Genomic DNA, 22,101 nt, shown 5'->3' with positions numbered 1-22,101 from the left:
CAAGCGCGGCAGCCCGCGCCCTGAACCTCACGGCCGCAGTTCCGCCGTATGCCCGGCCTCGGCACCGCCGATATCGCCCTCGGCCACCCACTCCCGCCACAGCAGCACCAGCGCCGCCATCACCGCCGGGCCGACGAACAGGCCGAGCAGCCCGATCGTCTCCACGCCGCCCAGGATGCCGATCAGTACCCAGACGAACGGCAGGCGGGTGGTGCCGCCGATCAGGCTCGGGCGCAGGAAATGGTCGATCACGAAGTTGAGCGCATAGCCGATCGCGCCGACCACGATTGCCGCCATCACCGCGCCCTTGGCGAGCAGCAGCAGCAGCGCCAGCACCAGCACCACCGCCAGCCCGAACGGGATGATCGAGGCCAGCCCCGAGAACAGCCCGAGCAGGATCGGGTGCGGCACGCCGCCGATCGCGAACAGGATCGCCATCAGGATGCCCTGCGCCAGCCCCAGCAGCACCATGCCGTCCACCGCGCCGCGCACCGCCGCGAAGATCTGGCGACCCAGCCGATCGCCGGCGTCGCCGAACGCGCGGGTCGCGCCGCGCTCGAGCTGGCGGACGATATTGTCGCGGTCGCGCAGCAGGAAGAACAGCACGACGAGGGTGAAGGCGAACACCACCACCCGGCGGATCAGGCTGTGGGTGAAGGCCTGCGAATGGCTGCGCCACAGCGACTGATCCAGGCGGCCGAACTCGGCGGCGGCGGCTTCCGGGGTGACCAGGTGGAGATTCCACCAGGCGGTGACCTGCTCGCGGCCCCAGGGCAGCCGGGCGACCCAGTCGGGCAGCGGCACGCCGTGCGCGCGGGCATCCGAAATCCAGGCGGCGACGGACTGCGCCTCGACCAGCGCCTGGCTGATCGCGATCGACAGCGGGATCAGCACGACGAGCAGGATGGCGAGGGTGAGCAGCGCGGCGACCACCGTCGGACGGCCGGGCATCCGTGCGCTCAGCCAAACCCGGACCGGCTCCACCCCGATCGCGAGCACCCCCGCCCAGAGCACCGCCGGCACGAATGCCATCCCGATCCACAAGGCGGCGGCGGCAATGGCGGCGGCGAGCACCACGCGCGCGCGGGTCTGGGCTTTAGTGGTCTGCGGCATTGGCTTCCCCGATGTTCGACGGGAACAGTGGCGGCGCGTGGCGTCGCTGGCAAGCGGCGGCCAATGATCCGGGCCGATGAACTTATCAAGTGGTTCGGAGGTTTAGGAAATTCTCCACATCGCCGGGAGGTTCGGCGGGGCGGGGACAGCTTCGATAATGAGAGGAATGGGCATGAAACGCATCATCATGGCCGTCGCGGCGCTTGGGCTCGCGACGACGGGGGCGGCTGCGCAGAGCAGCGGCCAGTCGGGCTCGCACAACCCGGTCGTCAAGGACGGCACCGCGCACCATGTCGCAGCACCCGCCAAGGGCCACAGCTCCTTCACCGAAAGCCAGGCCAAGGGCCGGCTCGCCAAGGCGGGCTATACCGACATCGCCGGGCTGAAGGGCACCGAGAACGGCGCCTGGCAGGGCATGGCGATGAAGAACGGCAAGAAGGTGACCGTGACGCTCGACTACAAGGGCAACATCACCGCGCGCTAACCCCCCGATTTCTGCAGGAGAAATGCCATGAGCCGGACCATTACCCGTCTGTTCGACGATTATTCCGATGCCAAGGCCGCGGTGAGCGAGCTGGAGCGCCTCGGCGTGCCGCACAGCGATCTCAGCATCGTCGCCAACAATACGCATGGCGACCATGACGTCACTGACGTCAACGAACATGGCGATGTGACGCGCGGTGCCTCGACCGGCGCGGCGCTGGGCGGCGTGGGCGGCCTGCTCGCCGGACTCGGCCTGCTGGCGATCCCGGGGCTCGGCCCGATCGTGGCGGCCGGCTGGCTCGCCTCGACCGCGGCGGGTGCCGCAATCGGCGGCATCGGCGGCGCGGCCACGGGCGGCATCGTCGGTGCGCTCAAGAATGCCGGCGAGAGCGAGGCGGATGCGCATGTCTATTCCGAGGGCGTGCGCCGCGGTGGGACGCTGGTGAGCGCCCGCGTGTCCGACGAGCTGGCGCCCCGGGCGGAATCGGTGCTGAACGGTCGTGGCGTCGATGCCGCGACGCGCGGTGCGGCCTATCGCCAGTCCGGCTGGACCGCGTTCGACGACAAGGCACCGGCCTATACGCGCGACGAGATCGAGCGCGAACGCGCCGCCTATCGCGAGCCGACGGTACTCTGATCGGTCCGGACGGGTGGGGGCGGGACGCAGGTTCCGGCTCTCGCCCGGCCGAACCCGGCATCGCGCGGACGCGACCGTCCGTCCTTGATGGTCGCGGTTGCGGGCGGATCAGTCCGCCGGTGCCGGCTGGTCCTGCGCCGCATGGGCAGGGCGTGCACGCGCGGGGCGTCCGCTGGTCGGCGCATCGGGCCTGGGGCCCGTCGGTCGCTCGGCGGCGGCATCCTCCGGCGAGCCTTCGGCACCGCCGTCGCGGGGACGGTCCGGCCCGCAACCTTCCCGCGAATGGGGCTGGTCGCCCGGGAGCCATCCCACATCGAACAGCCAGACGGGGCTGTCGTCGTGCGAGCCGGCGGTGCTGTTCTTGATCGCCGTCCACAACGCCCGGAGGCGATGGACGTGCAGGTCGTCGGCAACGATCGCGACGATATGCCGGGCGATCTTCACTACCTCCTCGTCGGCAAGCGTCGCCAGCGATCCGTTGGCGGCGGGTACGCCGACCATGTTCTTGAAATCGTCATCCGCCTCCGACAGCACGACCGTCAGCACGCCGCGCACATAACTGGGCGGCGCGCCGGTGGACAGGATCGCGCGCTCGAGATCGAAGATGGTGCGGATGCCGTGTCGCTTCAGCGCGAAGAACGGGTTGATCCCGACGACGAGGCAGAGCTGCGCCTGAAGCACCCAGTCGAACGCCTGGATCAGCGTATAGGGGGATTCGGCATAGAGTTCGATCGGGTTGGCGACGGCGAGATTCTGCACGTCGTACAGATTGCTTTCCTGCAGGCGGAAGCTGATTTCCTGGTCGATCCCGTCGATGACCTCGAGCGGGATCGACTTGCAGTGGCGCAGGGCATCCTCGTCGATCTGCTTCACCTGGATCGACACGAAGCGCGCGATCCGCCCCAGGCCGACATCGGGATAATAGCCGAGCACGAAGGCAGCGCCCAAGGCGGTCGCGAAGGCACCGGCACCGACGGCGGTGCCGCTCGCCGTTGCGCCGACGGCGGTGGCGGCGCCGATATGGTACAGGACCTCCGCCAGCACCACGCCCTGCAGCAGGCGCAGCCCTGCGCGGACAAAGGCCAGTGCGCTCAGTTCCTGGTTCAGCGTCTGGCGGATCAGGTAGCGCAGATTGAACACATAGCCGCCGAGAAAGGCAAAGCCCGCGATCGCCGCGCTTTTGCGCATCGCTTCCAGCTCCAGCAGGGGCGTGGCGCGGGGGAGGGGCAGCCAGAAAATCGCAGGGACCACGCCGAGCGCCGGGCCGCTGGCGCTGAGAAGCGCGCTGATCGGATCGAAGAGGAGGAGGAAGCCGGCAAAGGAGACGGCGAAGTAGAAGCTGCCGCCCAGATATTGCTTCAGCTGGTCCTGCCGCCCGCCGAGCGTCCTGCCATTGTCCTTCGCCTGATCGTAGCGGGCCTGGGCGAGCGCGAGTTGCGGCAGGTCCCGGTCGACCTTGCTGAACACCGAGTTCTTGAGGTCCTGGACGATCCGCAGCCGCACCTTGCGCAATTCCACGCCGGTCACGATCAGCGCCAGTGGCACCAGGGCGGCGAACGCGGCCGCCAGAAGGATGTGCCAGTTCATCGATTTCCTCCTCCCACTGCTCCGCTGCGGAGACCGCGCCGCGTTGAGGGCGGCGTTCTGCGTGTCGATCGGTAGTGGGGCGGCGGCGCGACGTGCTGCCGCCCGGGCAGTCGATCAGGCTTCGTCGACGGAGAGCACGCCCTTTTCGGCGAGAACAATGTGGCGCGCACCGGCGGGGCGGCGATTATAGACCGGGCGGCGGACGGCCTTCAGCCGTTCGGCGTCGAAATCGGCGATGGTCACCGCGTCGGACTGGTTGCCGCCGATCCCGAAGATCCGCTTGCCGTCGCGGCTGACGCCCAGCGCGAGGAACACATGGCCGCCGCCGTCCCGCCGCAGCACGATCACGTCGCCCAGGCAGATATCGTCGATCGAGGGCGGTGTGTGGGTCGAGCCCGGCGTGCCCCAGTCGGCCCAGGCAAGGGCGCTCAGATATTTGTTCGGCGGCATGCGTTCGGGCCGGTTCTGGCAGGTCCGGGCGGCGACGACGCCGAGGAACAGCCCGCACCAGGGGATCGAGTCCGCATTGAAGAAGTCTTCCGCCCAATTGTCATAGGGGCGCTTGCAGATCTCGTTGATCTCCTTCGCCCACTCCAAGATGCCGGGGTTGTTGGCGGTGCCGGCAAGTTCCTTGGTACCCAGTAGATCGAGTGCGGTGTGCACCATTGCCGGCAATTCTGCTTCGTCCCGCAAAAAGGCGAAGCGGCTCGGTAGATTCCACATGGTGTATACTCCGAATCAGTCGAAGATTCGAAAGTATAACAAGGAATGCAGAATAGTCGAATCTGGTTAAAATCGGATACTATTCGCCGAAAGATTCCGATAACGCATGGAAGGCGAGCGAGAAGCATTGTCACTGGTTTGTCGCTGATTTGCCGCGGAAGTGGCTGAATTGGCACCGGAAGCGGGGGCAGGCGCCGGCATGCCGGCAGGGAGGCGATCTGCGACGGTCCGCGGCCCTGCCACAACAAAAAAGCCGGGGCGATATACCCCGGCTTCTTCGATTTCGCAGGTGTCGCCCGAAGAGGGCGGCTTACTTGATCCGTTCGACGTCCTCGAAACCCAGCTCCAGCGGGGTTGCGCGACCGAAGATCGAGATCGAGACCTTCACGCGGTTCTTGTCGTAATCCAGCTCTTCCACCACGCCCGAGAAGGTGGCGAAGTTGCCGCTGATGACCTTGACCGTGTCGCCGATGTCGAAATCGACCTTGAGCTTCGCCTTCGGCGCCGCGGTGGCCGCTTCTTCCTTGGTGTTCAGGATGCGCGCGGCTTCCGCCTCGCTGATCGGCTGGGGCTTGCCCGAGCTGCCGAGGAAGCCGGTCACCTTCGGCGTGTTCTTCACCAGGTGATAGACGTCGTCGTTCATCTCGAGCTTGGCGAGCACATAGCCCGGGAAGAACTTCCGCTCGGACTGGATCTTCTTGCCGCGGCGCACCTCGGTGACGGTCTCGGTCGGCACTTCGACGGCTTCGACGAGGCGATCCAGACCCAGGCGGGTGGCGTCGGCCAGGATCTGGTCGCGGACCTTGCCCTCGAAACCGGAATAGGCGTGGATGATGTACCAGCGCGACATGCTTGTTGGTCTTTCCTTACTGCGCGAGGCGGAGGAGGGCGTTGACGATCAGATCGAACAGCGAATCGATGCCGAGGAAGAAGCTGCCGAGCAGCGTCGTCATGATCATCACCATCACGCCGGTCATGATCGTCTCGCGGCGGGTCGGCCAGGCGATCTTGCGGGTCTCGGTCTGGACCTGCTTCACGAATTCGACGGGGCTGGTCTTCGCCACTGGGGCTATCCTCGTGTGAACGTTGGTGCTTCGGGCATGGGGCCGCTGCCCGGTCCTTCCCAGGAACCGGTGCAATCCACCCACGCTTTCGGCTAGGGGGCCGTATCTAGAGGATCGTGTCGCGCAGCGCAAGTCGGGTTGGCAACGCGCTTCCTCCCCCTCCGAGCGCGCTGCGCGGCCCCCCTCCCGCCGGCGGGGGAGGATCCGATGGACCTCAGCGCTGCTTCATGCCCCGTACGCGGTGCCAGATATAGAATGCCACCAGCCCGATCAGCACCACGCCGATCAGCGCGTCGGCGCTGTGGAAGGCGGCCTTCATGCGGGGATCGCTGTCCCATTTCTCGCCGAGCGTCATGCCCACCCAGGCGAGGCCGAAGCACCACGGCCAGCTGCCGAGGAAAGTGTAGACGTGAAACGGCACCAGCTTCATCCGCGCGACGCCGGCCGGGAAGGCGATGAACGAGCGGATCACCGGCAGCAGGCGGCCGATCAGCACTGCCAGGCTGCCCCAGCGCGCGAAGAACCGGTCCGCCGCGTCGATCTCGCCCGGGCCGATCAGCAGATACTTGCCCCAGCGCAGCGCCAGCGGACGCCCGCCGCGCTTGCCGACTTCATAGGCGACGATCGAGCCCAGGTTGCAGCCGATCGCGCCGGCGGTCGCCGCCAGGTACAGATCGAACCGGCCGGTGGAGACCAGATAGCCGGCAAACGGCATGATGATTTCCGACGGCAGCGGGATGCACGCGGATTCGATCGCCATCAGCAGGGCGATGCCGAGATAGCCGCCGCTGGAGATGACGCCGATGGTGAAGGTGGCAAGAATGCCCAGAATCTTTTCGACCATGGGCGCTTGGTTGGGGCAGGCCGATCCATTTGGGAAGCCGCTTTTTTTCCGCGGTGCAGCGAAGATGATCCGGCTTGGCGCAGCCGGGGCGGTCTGATAACCCGGAGTAAATCGAGCGAACGGAGAGGGTTGCGCCCTATGACGATCAGAACTTCACGCCGGGCGTTTCTTGCCGGCACGGCCGGCGGTGCGGTGGCGATCGGCGGGGTGGGCGTGCCGGTGCCGGCTGCGGCGCAGGCAGCGCCTGCACTGGCGGCGCCGCTGAAGCTGCAGCCCTTCGACATGGCGGACGTCACGCTGGGAGAGGGGCCGTTCCTCCACGCACAGCGCGCGACCGAGGCCTATCTGCTCCGACTGGAGCCCGATCGTCTGCTCCACCAGTTCCGCGTCAATGCCGGGCTCAGTCCCAAGGCGCCGATCTATGGCGGGTGGGAGTCCGATCCGCTCTGGGCGGACATCCATTGCCAGGGGCATACGCTGGGCCATTACCTTTCGGCCTGCGCACTTGCCTGGCGCTCGACCGGGGACGTCCAATATCGTGCGCGCGTCGACTATATCGCGAGCGAGCTGGCTGCCTGCCAGGATGCGGCGAAGAGCGGGCTGGTCACCGCCTTCCCGGAAGGGGCATCCGTCGTCGCCGCGCATCTCCGCGGCGAGAAGATCACCGGCGTGCCCTGGTACACGCTGCACAAGGTCTATGCCGGCCTGCGCGACGGCTGGACGCTGGCGGACAGCAGCCAGGCGCGCGACGTGCTGCTGCGGCTTGCCGACTGGGGCGTGGTGGCGACCAAGCCGCTGTCCGACGCCGCGTTCGAGGCGATGCTGGAAACCGAACATGGCGGCATGAACGAGGTCTATGCCGACCTCTATTTCCTCACCGGCAAGCCCGAATACCGCACGCTTTCCGAGCGCTTCTCGCACAAGGCGTTGCTGACGCCGCTGGCCAAGGGGCGGGACCATCTCGATGGGCTCCATGCCAATACGCAGGTGCCCAAGGTGGTCGGCTTCCAGCGTGTCTATGAGGCGACCGGCGACGCCGCCTATCGTGACGCGGCCGCGTTTTTCTGGAAGACGGTGGCGGAAACGCGCTCCTTCGCCACCGGCGGCCACGGCGATGGCGAGCATTTCTTCGCCATGGCCGATTTCGAGAAGCACGTATTCTCCGCCAAGGGGTCGGAGACCTGCTGCCAGCACAATATGCTGAAGCTGACGCGCAGCCTGTTCCTGCACGAGCCGCGCCCCGAATACGCCGATTATTACGAGCGCACGCTGTTCAACGGCATCCTTGCCTCGCAGGATCCGGACAGCGGGATGGCGACCTATTTTCAGGGCGCCCGCCCCGGGTACATGAAGCTGTACCACACGCCCGAGCACAGCTTCTGGTGCTGCACCGGCACGGGCATGGAAAATCATGTGAAGTATCGGGATTCGATCTACTTCCATGAACAGGACACGCTCTATGTGAACCTCTTCCTCCCCTCCACGGTGCGCTGGCGGGACAAGGGGGCAACGCTGGTCCAGGAAACCCGCTTCCCGGAAGTGCCGACGACGACGCTGCGCTGGAAGCTGGAGAAGCCCGCCGAGCTGACGCTGAGCCTGCGCCATCCGCGCTGGAGCCGCACTGCGATCGTGCGGGTCAACGGCAAGGTGGCGGCACGGTCGGTTGCGCCGGGCAGCCGGGTCGCGGTCACGCGCAGCTGGCGCGACGGCGATGCGGTGGAACTGCAGCTGGTGATGGAACCCGGCTTCGAGAGCGCCCCTGCTGCGCCGGACGTGGTCGCCTTCACCTATGGGCCGCTGGTGCTGGCGGGCGCGCTGGGGCGCGAGGGACTGGCGCCGGGTGCGGACATCGTCGTCAACGAGCGGGAATATGGGCGCTACAACGACATGCCCGTGCAGGTGCCGGTACTGGCGGGCGATCCTGCCAAGCTGGCGGCGACGATCCGGCCGGGGGCGAAGCCGCTGGAGTTCACCCTGGCCTCGGCGACGGGCGGAACGGTGCGGCTGGTGCCCTATCACCGCATCGCGCACGAGCGCTACGCGACCTATTGGAAGCTGGCGCCCGCGCAGGCCTGACGGCGGGCGGGCGAATCGAACGATGATGGGAAGAAGTGGCAGGGGAGCTCGGATTCGAACCGAGGGCCTTCGGTTTTGGAGACCGACGCTCTAACCAGCTGAGCTACACCCCTGTGCGGTCCGCCCCTTTATCGGCCGATTCTGCTTCGGGCAAGAGCGAAGATGCGGCGGGGTGCCAAATTGCGCGCGAAAGCGAAGCGTCGCCGCTGTCGCTCCCCGCGATGCCTTTTCCTGCGAAGCTGCGGCGCTGGAGCCGCGGCACAGGCGCGCCGTTTTCTATGCGCGCGCGCGGGTTGTTTCAGGTGCGTTGTGCGAGACGATGGCACGCGCTTCCTCGACCGGTAGTGGCCGTCCGAAGTAGAAGCCCTGCACGCGGCTGCAACCGAGCGACTGCACCATCGCATGCTCCTGCTCGGTTTCCACCCCCTCGGCCGTGGTCGCCATGCCAAGGCTTTCGGCCAGCGCGACCACCGCGCGGATCACGGCGATCGCCTCGCGCGTGCCGCGCGCCGCGGACTGGATGAAGCTGCGATCGATCTTGATCGAGCTGAACCGGGTGTGGGTGAGATAGCCGAGGGAGGAATAGCCGGTGCCGAAATCATCGAGGCTGAGGCGGACGCCGAGATCGAGGAGCTGCTCGAGCACCGAGGTCGCGGCCGTGCCTTCGCGCAGGAACACGCTTTCGGTGACTTCCAGCTCGAGCCGGTCCGGCGCGAGGCCGGAAGCGGCGAGCGTCTGGGCAACAAGCGTCGCGAAGGCGGGGTTGTGCAGTTGTTCGGCGCTGACGTTGATCGCGATGCGCGCCGGCTCGTCCCAGCGGGCGGCCTCGTGGCAGGCGGTGCGCAGCACCCATTCGCCGATTCCGCCGATCAGCCGCGCTTCCTCGGCGAGCGGGATGAACTTGGCGGGCGGGATGACGCCGAGCTCGGGATGCGTCCAGCGCAGCAGCGCCTCGAAGCCGAGCAGGCCGCCGGTGCGGGCATTGACCACCGGCTGGTAGGCGAGCTGCATCTGCCCCTGTTCGACTGCGCCGCGCAGCGCGATTTCCAGCACCCGGCGCTCTTCGGCGGCGACGTGCAGCTGCGGCTCATAGGCATGGAAGACCCCGCCGCCCTTGTCCTTGGAGCGATAGAGCGCGAGATCGGCCGAGCGGACCAGCGTCTCGGCGGTGCGGCCGTCGCGCGGGGCGAGGGCGAGGCCGACCGATGCGCCGATATAGAGGGTGTGCTGGTCCAGCTCGTAGGGACGCGAAACGGTATCGATAATCGACTGGGCGAGCGCCTCGACGCGGGCGGTGTCGCGGGCATCGCGCACCACCACGGCGAATTCGTCGCCGCCCAGCCGCCCGATCATCTCGTTGTCGCTGACCAGTCCCCGCAGCCGCCGCGCGACGCGCTGGAGCAGGCGATCGCCGACCGGGTGGCCGAGCGTGTCGTTCACGGCCTTGAAGCGATCGAGGTCGATCATCATGAAGGCGCAGCGCGCGCCCCATTTGTCGGCTTCCGATAGCGCGGTTGCCAGTGCCTCGTTGATGTGCAGGCGGTTGGGCAGTCCGGTGAGCGCATCGAACCGGGCCATCCGATAGATTTGCTCGGTAGCGCGTCGCTGATCGGTGACATCGGAGCTGACGCCGCGGAAGCCGGCAAAGGCGCCGCGCTCGTCATATTTCGGGCTGGCCGACATCTGCCACCAGCGGCGATCGCCTTCGATGTCCATCGGAATCGCGAGATCGGCAAAGGGCTCGCGGCTCTTCAGCTTGTCGGCAAGGTCGTGCAATTCGGACGGGAACTGGCCGGTCTGCCAGGCGGGGCCTGCCAGCAGTTGCAGCAGCGGCATGCCGCCGAGCGTGCTCGGCTCCAGGCCGAGCGACGCGGCGAGGCGCGGGCTGGCGCGGACGACTCGGCGCTGCGCGTCGACCTCCCACAGCCAGTCCGAACCGGCATCCTCGAACTCGCGCAACAACAGGCTGACGGTCTGGTCGCGCTCGTCCAGCGCGATCTGGTTGGCGCGCAGCAGCGCGTGCGCGTGCGCGCGGCCATAGCTCGCCGTCGCCATCAGCAGCACCATGAAGCTCGCGGTGCCGGCGAGCAACGGCGCGCCGACGAACAACAGCGTGGCGACGCAGATGCTGCCGAAGATGGCGATGAACGCCAGGCTGGCCAGCGGCAGCAGGCCGCTCGTCAGGGCCGAGGTGATCATCACCAGGGTCGTCGCTGCCCAGAGATCGATGCCGGCACGCGCCGTGACGAGCATGCCGAACGCCAGCGGCAGGATGGCCCAGACCAGCCCCATCGCTATTCCCTCGACCCCGCCGCGGCGCACATCGGCCAGGGTGGCGGTCAGGGCATCCTCGTCGCGCCAGCCGAGCCGGCGCATCGTCACCCAGCCGGAGGTGCCGAGCGTAAGGAGCATCCAGCAAAGCAGTTTGTCGTGCGGCGCCATGGGCGCGAGCGCCAGCACGGCAAGCGCGGAGCCGAAGATCTGCGCTGCGAAGAAGAGCACTGCCGAGCGGCGCGCGACATGGAGCTGCGCGGCACGAAGGCGCGGCCAATCCATCGCGTCGGAAGGATCGGTGAGTCCGAGCAGCGCACGCGCATCGATGCGCGCGGCCTTCGGAGAAGACGGAGAGGAGCTGCTCACGCCGCTGCTGTAGCGAGTCCAGGTTAGCGAGAGGTTAGGGTGCTGCGAAAATGGAGGTGATTACGTCCATTTATGGTGGGTAGCAGCGCCCGCCCGGAAGGCGGGCTGCCGGCCGGGCAAGGCGCCCGGCCGGACGTGCATGTCAAGCGGCGACCGCGTAGGGCTTGATCTCGCCGTTCAGATAGAGATTGCGCGCCTTGGCGCGGCTCAGCTTGCCCGAGCTGGTGCGGGGCAGCGTACGCGGCGGCACGAGCTCGACCACGCAGTTCATGCCGGTGACCGAGCGAACGCGCTCGCGGATCTCGTCGCGCAGGCGCAGCCGCTCCTGCTCGTCCGAGGTACGGCACTGGACCAGCACGGCCGGCGTCTCTTCGCCACCGGGGGTGGTGATCGCGAAGGCGGCGATGTCGCCCTGCTTGAAGCCCGGCAGCTGCTCCACCGCCCATTCGATGTCCTGCGGCCAGTGGTTCTTGCCGTTGACGATGATCATGTCCTTGGCGCGGCCGACGATGTAGATATAGCCGTCCGACATATAGCCCATGTCGCCGGTATCCAGCCACCCGTCCGACATGCATGCCTCGGTCGCCGCCTCGTCGCGGAAATAGCCGACCATCACCGACGGGCCCTTGCACCAGACCTTGCCGATCGCCTTTTCGGGCAGCGGCGTGCCGTCTTCCTCGCGGACCTCGATCTCCATGTCGCGCACCGGCTTGCCGCAATTGACGACGGCGCGGTAGCGTTGCGGGCGATCGGCACGGGCGACGCCGCCGGAGAGCTGCGTCTCCTCGACCAGCTCCACGACGATGCCTTCCCCCGGCGGCATGATCGACACCGCCAGCGTCGCCTCGGCCAGGCCATAGCTCGGCATGAAGGCGGTGGCGTGGAAGCCGGCATCGGCGAACGCGTCGACGAAGCGCTGCATCACGTCCGGGCGGATCATGTCGGCGCCGTTGCCGGCGATGCGCCAGCGGGCGAGGTCGAACCGCTCGCTCGCCTTGGTCTGGCTGGACATGCGGCGGGCGCAGATGTCGTAGCCGAAGGTGGGCGAATAGGAGATGCTCGTGCCGGGATTGCGGCTGATGAGGTCCAGCCAAGCGAGCGGGCGCCGGGCGAAATCCTCGGTCTTCATGTAATCGGTCGAGACCTGGTTCGCGACCGGCGACAGGAAGCAGCCGACCAGGCCCATGTCATGGTACCAGGGCAGCCAGGAGATGCAGCGATCCGCATCGACCAGCTCCATCCCGTGGCTGTGCGCCGCGAGATTGTTGAGCAGCGCGTGGTGCGTGATCGCGACGCCGTGCGGGAAGCGGGTCGAGCCGCTCGAATATTGCAGATAGGCAATATCGTCCGGCTCGGCCTGGGGCAGGGCGACCTCGGGGGCGGCCCGTTCGGCAAAGGCCTGCCAGTCGGTCGCGTCGACCTTCGTCAACCGCGCGGCTTCGGCGCACATCGCACCGATCTCGGGCGGGTAGATCAGCAGCGTCGGGGCGCAGCTTTCGAGCTGGACGCGCAGCTGGTCGATATAGGATTGCGCACCGCCGAAGCTGGTCGGCAGCGGCAGCGGCACCGGCCAGGCGCCCGCATAGATCACGCCGAAGAACAGCGAGGCGAATTCCGGCCCGGTTTCCGCAATCAGCGCGATGCGATCCTGCGGCTGGATGCCGGCGGCGATCAGGCGGCGCGCCTGTTCCACCGCGTCCGCACGCAGTTCGGCGAAGCGATAGGGCCGCACCAGCTTGCCCCGCGCATCGTGAAAGTTGAAACCGCGCGCACCCTGGGCCGCGTAATCGAGCGCGGCACCCAGTGTTTCGAAGTCAGCGAAACGGCGCGGGAGCGTGTCTTCCGTGGGCGTGGGCGTCAGCGCTGCCATATCCACCGTTTCGAGCGATCCCGTTTCGTCCAATACCATATTCTTTTTCTCGTGCCCCTGTGAGGTAGCAGGTCGTTGTGCCCCCACAACGCAGATTTCCGCAGAGGGCAGAATTCCGCAGTGGCTCTGCTACGCAGTATCGTTCAAAATCGGTTGGCAGTGTGGCACAATCAAGGCGCATGCCTCATCCGTCCCAATCCAAGCCACCGCTCGTCGCCGCCGATCTGGATCGTCTGGCACTTCGCTATGTCGAGCGTTTCGCCACCACGCGCGCGCGGCTGGCCGCCTATCTCACGCGCAAACTGCGCGAGCGCGGCTGGGCCGGGGAAGGCGCGCCGGACCCGGAGGCCGTGGCCGAGCGCATGGCCGAGCGCGGCTATGTCGACGATCGCAGCTTTGCGGAGGCGCGGGTGCGGGCGATGGGGCGGCGCGGGCTGGGGGCACGGCGCGTGGCGATGACGCTGCGTCACGACGGCATCGATGCCGCCGATACCGCTGAACTGGAGGAGGCAATCGCAGCAGATGCCTGGGCCAGTGCCCTTGTTTTTGCACGTCGCCGCCGATTCGGACCTTTCTCCGCGACCCCTGCGGACCGCGATCTTCACAAAAAGCAAGTCGCTGCATTTTTACGGGCGGGGCACGCCCCTGAGATTGCGCATAAGATATTGCGCATGGCGCCGGGAGAGGAGCCGGATGGATCGCCCGAAGCGGGACATTCCTGATCGCATAAAGCGATTCCCCTCATCGGTAATGCTGTGTTAATGTTGCTGGCTTGGGGGATAACGATAATGCGTGCTGAGCAACAGCTGGCGTCTGAACACTATCCGGGTCTCGCCGGCGACGAACTTCTGGCTGATGGGGGATCCGGTGTGGACGAACGGATCTATCGCGGCGTCATAAAGTGGTTTGACGTAACGCGAGGCTTTGGGTTCATGGTCGCCGACGACGCGAGCGTCGGGGATATTCTTGTCCATTTCTCGGTCTTGCAGGACCATGGCCGACGCAGCGTTCCGGAAGGGGCGCGGATCGAATGCGTGGCCGTCGAGCGGCAGCGGGGGCTGCAGGCCAAGACGGTTCTTTCGATCGACCTGAGCACCGCCGTCGAGCCGGTGAAGCGCCCGACCGAGCGGGTGGAGCGGCTGAAGCTGATCGGTGAGGCGGGGCCGTTCGAGCCGGTTTCGGTGAAGTGGTTCAATCGGCTGAAAGGCTATGGCTTCCTCGTCCGGACGAGCGACACCGCTGACATCTTCGTCCATATGGAGACGCTGCGCCGCGCCGGCGTGGAGGAAGTGGAGCCTGGCCAGGCGCTGCGCGCCCGCATCGTCGACGGGGAAAAGGGCCCGCTCGCGGTCGCGGTCGAAAGACCGCTCTGATCCGCTGAGGGGAGTTGCCGAGCGCTGCGCTTGGCGGTATCGGGCAGAGCCATGGGACTTCCTTTTCCGATCTTCACCTGGTGGAACGGCGCCACGTTCGGCACTCGCATGGGACTGCGCGGCAAGAAGCGCGTCGGCGAGGATTCGCTCGGTAACCTCTATTTCGAGGGTGGCGTCGATCCCAACGGCATTCCGCGCCGCTGGGTGATCTACAAGGGATCCAACGACGCCAGCCGCATTCCGCCGGAATGGTTCAGCTGGCTGTCGCACCAGATCGACGGTACGCCCGATGAGTCGCTGCCGCCGGTCCGCGCCTGGGAGAAGCCCGCCGAGCCGAATCACACCGGCACCGAGCTGGCCTATCGTCCGCCGGGCGCGCTCGAAAAGGGTGCGCATCGCGCCAAGGCCACCGGCGATTACGAGGCCTGGACCCCCGACGCATGAAGGCTGCGGCGGCGCTGCTCGCGCTCGCGCTGGCCGGTTGTTCGGGTAGCGGAAGCGGCAACGGTGCTGCCGGCGGCGACAATGCCGGCGACGAGCTGGTGATTACCGGCGCCGGCGACAATCAGGGCGTCGACACCGTTTCCGTGGGGCCCGATGCCGCCACCGTGGATGCGGCGGCGACGCCGATGCGCGATCGTGTCGCAGTGCTGGGCGTGCTGAACAAGCGTAACGGCGTCGAGCGCGAGATCACGCTGAAGCCGGGCCAGGCCGCCAGGATCGACGGGCAGGTGACCGTGCGCCTGCGGGCGTGCGAACGTACCGCACCCTGGGAGCAGGATCACCTGACCGGTGCTTTCGTGCAGATGGACGTGCGCCGCGAGGACCAGCGCTGGCACCGCGTCTTCTCCGGCTGGCTCTACAAGGAGCAGCCGGCGCTCAACGTGGTGCAGCACCCGATCTATGATGTGTGGCCCAAGAGCTGCGCGATGACCTTCCGCGAAAGCGGGCCGGACACGGTCCCGGCATCCTCCCCCGGCGCATCGAGCGCGAAGAGGTCGCCCGATGCCGAGGGCGGCAACGCCACCGCGCCGGTCGAATCGCCGAGCGCGGCGCCGAGCAACGCCACATAATCGTCCCGGGGGATCTCGATCGCGCCGAGCGAGGCGAGATGATCGGTGATGAACTGGCAGTCGAGCAGGCGAAAGCCGCCTGCCTGTAGCCGTGCGACGAGGTGGGCCAGCGCGACTTTCGACGCATCGCGGACGCGGGTGACCATCGATTCGCCGAAGAACGCGCGGCCCAGTGCCAGGCCATACAGGCCGCCGGCCAGCCGCCCGCCGTCCCAGACTTCGATCGAATGGGCATAGCCGCGATGGTGCAGCTCGATAAAGGCGCGTTCGATCGGGCCGTTGATCCAGGTGTCCGGGCGATCCTGCGCGGATTCGGCGCAGAGCCGGATCATGGCCGGGAAATCGCGGTTCACGGTGACCTCGAAGCGATCGGAGAGCACCACCTTGCGCAGCGAGCGGGAGAGATGGAAGCCGTCGAGCGGCAGCACGCCGCGCAGCTTTGGCTCGACCCAGTAGACCGAACCGGCGTCGCGGGAATCGGCCATGGGGAATACCCCCATGGCATAGGCGCGCAGCACCAGGGCGGGATCCAGCTCCTTGGGCGGCGTTCGGCGGTGAGACACCATCACGTAAGCCGTTCGGCGAGCGTCCGTTCGATCGCCTGCCACAAATCGTTGAAGGCGCGCGCGCCCGCGCTGCGCGGCGCGAAGGCGCCCACCGGCGCGCGTTGGACCGCCACGGATTCGATGATGCTCGCCATCGGAATTACCGGCCAGTCCGGCTGGCGCTCGAGCGCCTCGACATGCAGCTTTCGGCGGCGGTCGACCATGGCGTGGACCGGCATCAGCGGCACCTTGGCGCCGCGCTGGGCAAGATGCGTCGCCACTTCCTGAAAGGCGCGCTGCGAGAGCGGCGACGGCACGACCGGCACGACGATCAGGTCGGCGGCGCGCATCACCTGCTCGCTCGTCTCGGTGAGCCCCGGCGGGCAATCGAGCAGGATGCGGTCGAAATCCTCGGCAAGGTCGTCCAGCAGCTTGCTCAGCCGCTTCTTCTTGTCCAGCGCGTGGAACAGGTGATCGAGCTGGCGGAGCGAGGCATCCGCGGGCAGCAGCGCCAGCCGATCGATCGCGGTGGCCTGGATGAGCTTGGCGGCGGCGACATCCTTGGAGAAGATGGACTGGGCCTGATGACGCCCGCTATCGCCGCCGAGCAGGAAGGTGGACGCGGCCTGGGGATCCAGATCCCAGAGCAGGGTGCGGCGGGCGGAGCGGACGGCGGACGCCCAGGCCAGATTGATCGTCAGCGTGGTTTTGCCCACGCCGCCCTTCAGGCTGTACACTGCGATCGTTGCCACGCGCATCACCTCCGCGCCCTTGCTGGCATGAAAAAAGCCCGGCGGAAATAGCCGCCGGGCTTCGTGTTTGGGAGAGGCTGCAGGCTCAGGCCTTGCAGGTATGGACGGAGCCGTCGGCCAGGGTGATCTTGGCCGCCTTGGCGTTGCCTTCGATCTTGTAGCCGCCATCCGCGGTGAAGGGCTTGCCGGCTTCCGGCGCGCGCAGCAGGACCGACTTCATCGAGTCCTTCTTCTCGCGCAGCGAGGCCATCTTGCCTTCCTTGAAGAAGTCCACGAACAGCAGGGTGTTGCCCGGCTGGCAGCGGAAGCTCACCGAGCTTTCGATGGTCGGCGGCGTTTCCACCGGCGCGGCGTTCGCAAGCTGCGAAGCCATGGGGTCCGGCGCGCGGCTGTCGACCACTTCGGGCTTGTTGTTGCAAGCGGCGAGCGAAAGCAGCGCCACGGCGGAGAGTGCGATCGGGGAGGGGTTTTTCATAGCGTACGGTGCTTTTCCTTAGGTGGTAATCATCGTCAAGTGAAAAGGGGAGACAGAGTCACACGAAATGGTGCGGCGCAATGAAACAGACGCAATGGTGCGCTCTTTCAGACATCTCGCACAGTCGTGGAGGATGCAGGGGGCACGCGAAAGGGGCCGTTTACCGTGCTTGACCACGCGGCCGCGACTGCGCAGGGAGAAAGGCCGAGGAGAATGCGCATGAAGCCGAGCATCTGCTGGAAACCGGGCCTGGCCCTGGCACCGCTGGTGCTGCTTGCCGGCTGCGGCGGCGCGTCGACCGAGAATGCGGCCGACGATCCCGCCAACGCGGCGGTGCAGCGCGGCCCGATGCTCGGCGATGTGGACCTGTCGGCACCGCTGCAATTGCGCCCCGTCGAGGGCCGGGACTGGGCGCTCGATCTCGCCCCGGGCCGTATCCTGTTCCAGCAGGAGGGTGCGAAGGACGTTCCCTTCTATCCCGTTTCGCCGCGGATGCAGGGCAACGCTGCCGTGTATCCCACCCAGACGCCGGACGGCGCGGCGGTGACGATCACGCTGAAGCCCGCGCGCTGCGCGGAAGGATCGGCGCTGGCCGCCGAGGTCAAGATCGGCACGCGGCTATTGCAGGGCTGCGCCTTCGCGATGACCGTCGAGCAGGTGCATCGCGAGATGTACAACGAAGCGCTTGCCGTGCCTTACGACGCGGGGAATAACAGCAGCGACTAGTCGGCAGCACGCGCGGCGGGAAGGGTGAAGGCGAAGGTCGCGCCGCCGCCTTGTGTTTCTTCTGCCCAGATCCGCCCGCCATGCGCCTCCACCAGATGAAGGGAGATGGCGAGGCCGAGGCCCAGCCCGCTGCCGGTGGAGCACCGGCCGTCGCCCAGGCCCGGCTGGAACAAGATGCCGCGCTGCTCGGCCGGCACACCGGGGCCGGTATCAATTACCCGGATGGTGACTTCGTCCGGCGAATGTCGCTCGGCGGTGACATGGATGCGGGCGTCGCCGTGAAGGTGGCATGCCTCGCCGGCGTTGCGGAGTAGGTTGGCGAGCACCTGGACGATCTGGACATTATCGAAACGGGCCTGCTGCGCCTCGGCGCCGACCTCGATCGTCAGCGGCGGCAACAGGCGCGGTGCGGCGGCGCGGACGAGGTGGATGGCCTCCTCGATCGCGGTGGTGATGGCGCGCGTTTCCAGTACCAGGTCGTCGTGGCGGACCATGCGACGGATGCGGCGGATGATCTCCCCGGCGCGCTGCAACTGCTGCTCGGCGGCGCTGCCGAGATCGCGGATCCGGTCGTCACTGGACGGGGACAAGCGGATCGCGGCAAGGTAGTTCACCGCGGCCGACAAGGGTTGGTTGAGCTCGTGCGCGACGGTGGCGGCGATCGAGCCGAGCGCGCTGGCGCGAGTGAGCTCGATCATCTGCCGCTCGATCGTGACGCGCTCGGCCAGCATGCGATCGCGTTCCTGCAGCCGGGCGCGCAGTTCCCGGTCGACCCCGATGCGGTGCTTGGCCAGCGTCACATAGCTCGCCAGCGTCTGGAGGAACTGGAGTTCCGCGTCGGTGAAGCCGCCCGGCCGCCGCCTGCCGAAGGCCAAGGTCCCGAGCAGCACGCCCTTGTGAAGCAGCGGCATGCAGATGCAGGCATCTAGGCCCATGGCGCGCGCATAGGCGAGACGGGGTTCTTCGGACTGCTGGATGTTGTCCGCGACGATCGGTTCCAATGTCGCTGCGACGCTGCCGCAAAGGGCCACCCCGAGCGGTACGCGCTCCCAGTCTGTCGCCTGGTTTTCGGTCAGGCCTGCCCAGGCGTGCAAGTTGAGCCCCTGGGCCTGGGTGTCGAAAGCGTAGTGGAACAGCACGTCGAGCTCCACTTCGCTGCGGATGAGATCGAAGATGCGATCCAGCGTCGGAGCGAGATCCTCGGACTGCAGCAGATCGGTTGCGCTGGCGGACAGCAGCTCGAGAAAGCGATAGGAGGGTGCGTCTTCGGTTGCCGCGCCGGGGGCCTGGTCGCTGGGGCGGAAAAGGGCGCTTCGGCTATTGACCATGACAAATTCGCGTTGCCAGCGCTAGGCTTACGCGCGTCTCCGGGCCATTCCGTATTGCTACTAACTCTTAACATGCGTGTTGCGAATGGTTCGCGTCATGGTGCGCTATTGCTAAGCGTTTGCAGCTGTTCGGGGCGGGAGAAGGCGGCGAGCGCAGCCCAGGCCGGTGCCTTGGCGGCGAAGCCGATGGTGTGCAGCGGGCTGGAGGACGGCAGTGCAACCACGGTGTAGCGCGCGGCCGCCGCGCCGAGCTGACGCAGGCCGTGGCGATAGGCGGTGGCGCCATTGAAAGCGATCGCGCGCAGCGCCGGCAGCGAGTCCGCGAGGGCGACGATGTCGTGCGGCTCGACGTCGCGCAAGGCGGCATCCGTGCTGCCGGGCCTGGTGGCGCTGGCGACCACGTCCCAAAGGCCGATGGCGGCGGCGCGCAGCGCCTCCAGGCGCTCCGGATAGTCGAGGGCGGCAAGATCGCGGCCCGCGGCGGGCGAAAGCAGCTGCCAGAACTGGTTCTGCGGATGCGCGTAATAGCGCGCGGCCGCCAGCGAACGCTCCCCGGGCAGCGAGCCGAGCACGAGCAGCCGCGTGTCGGGCGCGACAATGGGCGGGAAGCTGAACTTGCGATCGGCCATGCGGGATGGCGATAGGCAAAAGGGGTGGTCGGGGGAAGGGTGCGGGCTCCGTTTGCGCGATGGCGATAGTCCCGAAGGCTGCCACTGGTCGACGTTCACGGATCGGCCTCGCGAAGGCAGTCATTCCCGAATGCGAGGGATCAGAAACCTGTGCGCGAACAGGTGTTTCTTGCACATGGCCGTGGTGTGGATCCTCTTGATTCCTGTCGGATCCGGGTGGGCGTGAGATGGTGTCGGCTGTCGCGATGCTGGTTTTTGCGGGTGATGTATTGTTCGAACGGTGAGGATGTGATCCTCTAGCCCGGTGGCAATCGATACCCGGCAGCTGGGGGGGGCATGAAGAAAATCATCGGTCTTGCTGTAGCGGTATCAGCTTCCTTGATGGCGCTTCAGGCTTCCGCGACCCCCACGATCGCAAGATATAATTTTGTAGGGTACGTGCATGACCCGGATGCCCCTTACATCGGCGACTTTTCCGGTTCGATAAAGGTGGCATTCGGCATTTGTCAGGATATTGGCAACTGCGCGTATGAAGTTCTGGATTTCAGTGGGTCATATCAGGGCTATGCGTATGATATGTCGAATGTGCTCTGGGGCTACAGCTTTCGACAAGACGCGTTGATGATCGGCGGTGCTGCGGGCGGGCTCGGGGAAATCGACGACAACACGAACGATTTTCTCGTCTATTTCCACATACCGCAATTCGTCATGGCCGGTTTCGTCGCGTCTTATGGCACAGGGATCGAGCGTCCCGATTTCGTCCTCACGCCGGCTGGCGTGCCGGAACCGTCCGCTTGGGGCATGATGGTCGGCGGTCTCAGCCTCGCTGGCGGCGCACTGCGCCGCCGTCGCGCAAGGCGGACCGCGCCTGCCGCCGCGATCGATGTCAAAGCGGTATCATGATCGGTCCACTGATGCTGCTGGCCGCCGCGTGCAGCTCCCCCGACGCAAAAATCGCGCCTGTCCTCGCCCGGTGGTGTAGCGCGTTGGACGAGGCCGAGCGCGGAGCGCCGGCTCCCACAGCGCCCCTGCGAGAACAGATGCTTTATCTGGTCCGGCTGGATGAGGTGACCCGGCAGAACCTCTGGATGGTGGACGATCCGTCGCTCGACGGCGCACAACGGCGTGCCGTCGGCGAGTTGATCGGCCAGGATCTTCGCCGGATCGATGCGAGAACCACAACGGCATTGAGGCGCCTGCTTCCCAAGACCGGGTGGTTCTCAAACCGCGTGCACGGGCGGCAAGTCACGCACGGCGCATGGTTGATCGCGCAGCACTCTCCCGACGACAGCTTTCGAGAATACGCCCTCGAGAAAATGGCACTGCTCGTGAAGTCGGGCGATGTGGATGCCAAGGATTATGCGTTAACGTTCGACCGGGTGCGGGTCCATAAAGGCCTTCCGCAGCGCTATGGCAGTCAGACCAGATGTGTGGACGGGCGCAGGGCGTTGTTCCCGCTGCAAGACGAGAGGGCCGTCAATCAAGCGCGCGATTCGATCGGATGGGCGCAGACCTTGGAGGAGACCAAGGGCGATCTGGAAGTGGGCAGGCCGTGCGACGGGTAAGACGTTCGGGGGCCGCTGCCGGCGCCTAGTGCGCGGTGGTGGCGGGTGTGGCAGGCACGGCGCGGCCGGCCCAGAGCAGTCCGCCCCGGCCGCGCAGCACGTCGGCCAGGGTGTAGCGACGGATCACGTCCATGAAGGCGCGGCGCGCCTCGTCCAGCACGCCGGGGAGGTTACAGCCGCGTGCCAGCCGACAGCCGGTGCAATCGACCATCGGGCAGCGCGGTTCGGTCACGTCGAGCACGGCGCCCAGATTGATCTCCGCCGGGTCGCGCGCCAGGCGGATGCCGCCGCCGCGCCCGCGCACCGCCTCGATGAAGCCGGCATGGGCGAGATTGTTGGCGATCTTCATCAGGTGCGTGGCGGAGATGTCCTGCTCCTCCGCCACCGAGGCGATGGAAACGCGCCCGTCTCCCGTGCTGCCCAGGTGAATGAGCAGGCGCAACGCATAGTCGGAATGGCGGGTCAGTTGCATGCTTGGGCGGTCTTACCTTTCCAAGCATGCAGATGCACTGGGGAAATTACCTAGATTTGACATGCGTCAAGGTAGCCGCTGCATGGCCTTCATAACCGGAATCCATAATTCAGCTTTACTTGGAGA

23 protein-coding genes, 1 tRNA gene and 1 pseudogene are annotated in these 22,101 nt (G+C 66.8%); 10 read left to right on the top strand and 15 right to left on the bottom strand.

Annotated elements, in window-relative coordinates; all coding sequences use genetic code 11:
* Positions 1-27 precede the first annotated feature (27 nt).
* Complete coding sequence (locus tag A7X12_RS23810; RefSeq protein WP_064313914.1) at positions 28-1,113, bottom strand: AI-2E family transporter; 1,086 nt, start codon at positions 1,111-1,113, stop codon at positions 28-30.
* A 172-nt stretch (positions 1,114-1,285) separates the two neighbouring features.
* On the opposite strand from A7X12_RS23810, the gene A7X12_RS23805 reads away from it, so the two are divergent.
* Positions 1,286-1,597 carry a hypothetical protein gene (locus A7X12_RS23805; RefSeq protein WP_064314116.1) on the top strand — a complete coding sequence of 104 codons (312 nt, stop codon included), beginning with the start codon at positions 1,286-1,288 and terminating at the stop codon, positions 1,595-1,597.
* A 27-nt stretch (positions 1,598-1,624) separates the two neighbouring features.
* On the top strand, positions 1,625-2,233 hold the full coding sequence (locus A7X12_RS23800) for a general stress protein (RefSeq protein WP_064313913.1): 609 nt from the start codon (positions 1,625-1,627) through the stop codon (positions 2,231-2,233).
* A 108-nt stretch (positions 2,234-2,341) separates the two neighbouring features.
* On the opposite strand, the gene A7X12_RS23795 is transcribed toward A7X12_RS23800, so the two are convergent.
* The 5 genes from A7X12_RS23795 to A7X12_RS23775 all read right to left on the bottom strand — a co-directional run bounded on the left by A7X12_RS23795 (position 2,342) and on the right by A7X12_RS23775 (position 6,451).
* Positions 2,342-3,820, bottom strand: a complete 1,479-nt coding sequence (locus A7X12_RS23795) for a hypothetical protein (protein ID WP_064313912.1) — start codon at positions 3,818-3,820, stop codon at positions 2,342-2,344.
* A 114-nt stretch (positions 3,821-3,934) separates the two neighbouring features.
* A complete protein-coding gene (locus tag A7X12_RS23790) occupies positions 3,935-4,543 on the bottom strand; it encodes a TIGR02594 family protein (protein ID WP_064313911.1) in 609 nt (202 codons plus the stop codon).
* 310 nt (positions 4,544-4,853) lie between these two features.
* Positions 4,854-5,393, bottom strand: a complete 540-nt coding sequence (nusG, locus tag A7X12_RS23785; protein WP_064313910.1) for a transcription termination/antitermination protein NusG — start codon at positions 5,391-5,393, stop codon at positions 4,854-4,856.
* A 16-nt stretch (positions 5,394-5,409) separates the two neighbouring features.
* A complete protein-coding gene (gene secE / locus A7X12_RS23780) occupies positions 5,410-5,607 on the bottom strand; it encodes a preprotein translocase subunit SecE (protein ID WP_064313909.1) in 198 nt (65 codons plus the stop codon).
* 214 nt (positions 5,608-5,821) lie between these two features.
* The gene (locus A7X12_RS23775) at positions 5,822-6,451 is read right to left on the bottom strand and encodes a DedA family protein (protein WP_064313908.1); all 630 of its coding nucleotides are present in this window, start codon (positions 6,449-6,451) and stop codon (positions 5,822-5,824) included.
* Positions 6,452-6,589: 138 nt separating this feature from the next.
* Here A7X12_RS23775 and A7X12_RS23770 point away from each other — a divergent pair, with 138 nt between their 5' ends.
* The gene (locus tag A7X12_RS23770; RefSeq protein ID WP_064313907.1) at positions 6,590-8,527 is read left to right on the top strand and encodes a glycoside hydrolase family 127 protein; all 1,938 of its coding nucleotides are present in this window, start codon (positions 6,590-6,592) and stop codon (positions 8,525-8,527) included.
* 36 nt (positions 8,528-8,563) lie between these two features.
* Here the strand turns inward: A7X12_RS23770 and A7X12_RS23765 are convergent.
* The 3 genes from A7X12_RS23765 to A7X12_RS23755 form a co-directional block, all read right to left on the bottom strand.
* A tRNA-Trp gene (locus A7X12_RS23765) sits at positions 8,564-8,640 on the bottom strand.
* Between the two features lie 163 nt (positions 8,641-8,803).
* A complete protein-coding gene (locus A7X12_RS23760; RefSeq protein ID WP_084446042.1) occupies positions 8,804-11,083 on the bottom strand; it encodes a putative bifunctional diguanylate cyclase/phosphodiesterase in 2,280 nt (759 codons plus the stop codon).
* Between the two features lie 226 nt (positions 11,084-11,309).
* Positions 11,310-13,076, bottom strand: a complete 1,767-nt coding sequence (locus A7X12_RS23755) for a fatty acyl-AMP ligase (RefSeq protein ID WP_064313905.1) — start codon at positions 13,074-13,076, stop codon at positions 11,310-11,312.
* Between the two features lie 140 nt (positions 13,077-13,216).
* On the opposite strand from A7X12_RS23755, the gene A7X12_RS23750 reads away from it, so the two are divergent.
* From A7X12_RS23750 to A7X12_RS26840, 4 genes and pseudogenes are all read left to right on the top strand, one after another.
* Positions 13,217-13,759, top strand: coding sequence for a regulatory protein RecX (locus A7X12_RS23750; protein ID WP_084446039.1), 543 nt, complete (start codon positions 13,217-13,219; stop codon positions 13,757-13,759).
* A 66-nt stretch (positions 13,760-13,825) separates the two neighbouring features.
* Positions 13,826-14,410 carry a cold-shock protein gene (locus A7X12_RS23745; protein WP_064313903.1) on the top strand — a complete coding sequence of 195 codons (585 nt, stop codon included), beginning with the start codon at positions 13,826-13,828 and terminating at the stop codon, positions 14,408-14,410.
* A gap of 51 nt (positions 14,411-14,461) precedes the next feature.
* Entirely contained in the window at positions 14,462-14,854 is a 393-nt protein-coding gene (locus A7X12_RS23740) for an NADH:ubiquinone oxidoreductase subunit NDUFA12 (RefSeq protein WP_064313902.1), read from the top strand.
* Positions 14,851-15,276 (top strand): annotated as a pseudogene (locus A7X12_RS26840) (DUF2155 domain-containing protein); the annotation flags it as partial. The gene A7X12_RS23740 and the pseudogene A7X12_RS26840, both read left to right, overlap by 4 nt.
* Before the next feature lie 35 nt (positions 15,277-15,311).
* On the opposite strand, the gene aat reads toward A7X12_RS26840, so the two are convergent.
* From aat to A7X12_RS23720, 3 genes are all read right to left on the bottom strand, one after another.
* Entirely contained in the window at positions 15,312-16,049 is a 738-nt protein-coding gene (gene aat / locus A7X12_RS23730; RefSeq protein ID WP_064313900.1) for a leucyl/phenylalanyl-tRNA--protein transferase, read from the bottom strand.
* The gene (locus A7X12_RS23725; protein ID WP_064313899.1) at positions 16,049-16,786 is read right to left on the bottom strand and encodes a ParA family protein; all 738 of its coding nucleotides are present in this window, start codon (positions 16,784-16,786) and stop codon (positions 16,049-16,051) included. The genes aat and A7X12_RS23725 overlap by 1 nt, the downstream gene beginning before the upstream one ends.
* Before the next feature lie 79 nt (positions 16,787-16,865).
* Entirely contained in the window at positions 16,866-17,255 is a 390-nt protein-coding gene (locus tag A7X12_RS23720; RefSeq protein WP_064313898.1) for a hypothetical protein, read from the bottom strand.
* 219 nt (positions 17,256-17,474) lie between these two features.
* Between A7X12_RS23720 and A7X12_RS23715 the strand changes: the two genes are divergently transcribed.
* On the top strand, positions 17,475-17,981 hold the full coding sequence (locus tag A7X12_RS23715; RefSeq protein WP_064313897.1) for a hypothetical protein: 507 nt from the start codon (positions 17,475-17,477) through the stop codon (positions 17,979-17,981).
* Here the strand turns inward: A7X12_RS23715 and A7X12_RS23710 are convergent.
* Positions 17,978-19,309 carry a sensor histidine kinase gene (locus tag A7X12_RS23710; protein WP_064313896.1) on the bottom strand — a complete coding sequence of 444 codons (1,332 nt, stop codon included), beginning with the start codon at positions 19,307-19,309 and terminating at the stop codon, positions 17,978-17,980. The genes A7X12_RS23715 and A7X12_RS23710 overlap by 4 nt on opposite strands.
* Positions 19,310-19,404: 95 nt before the next feature.
* Positions 19,405-19,938 (bottom strand): DNA-deoxyinosine glycosylase, encoded by a 534-nt coding sequence (locus A7X12_RS23705; RefSeq protein WP_064313895.1) that lies wholly within the window; start codon positions 19,936-19,938, stop codon positions 19,405-19,407.
* Positions 19,939-20,274: 336 nt separating this feature from the next.
* On the opposite strand from A7X12_RS23705, the gene A7X12_RS26080 reads away from it, so the two are divergent.
* Positions 20,275-20,841: a PEPxxWA-CTERM sorting domain-containing protein gene (locus A7X12_RS26080; RefSeq protein WP_232318666.1), complete on the top strand. Its 567-nt coding sequence runs from the start codon at positions 20,275-20,277 to the stop codon at positions 20,839-20,841.
* Positions 20,838-21,503, top strand: a complete 666-nt coding sequence (locus A7X12_RS23695) for a DUF6624 domain-containing protein (RefSeq protein ID WP_064313893.1) — start codon at positions 20,838-20,840, stop codon at positions 21,501-21,503. Before A7X12_RS26080 ends, A7X12_RS23695 begins: the two co-directional genes overlap by 4 nt.
* A gap of 25 nt (positions 21,504-21,528) precedes the next feature.
* Here A7X12_RS23695 and A7X12_RS23690 read toward each other — a convergent pair whose 3' ends face one another.
* Positions 21,529-21,975, bottom strand: coding sequence for an RrF2 family transcriptional regulator (locus A7X12_RS23690; RefSeq protein WP_064313892.1), 447 nt, complete (start codon positions 21,973-21,975; stop codon positions 21,529-21,531).
* Between the last annotated feature and the right edge of the window lie 126 nt (positions 21,976-22,101).

Source organism: Sphingomonas sp. TDK1, from assembly GCF_001650735.1.
Taxonomy (GTDB): domain Bacteria; phylum Pseudomonadota; class Alphaproteobacteria; order Sphingomonadales; family Sphingomonadaceae; genus Sphingomonas.
This window is presented reverse-complemented; position numbering and strand designations above follow the sequence as displayed.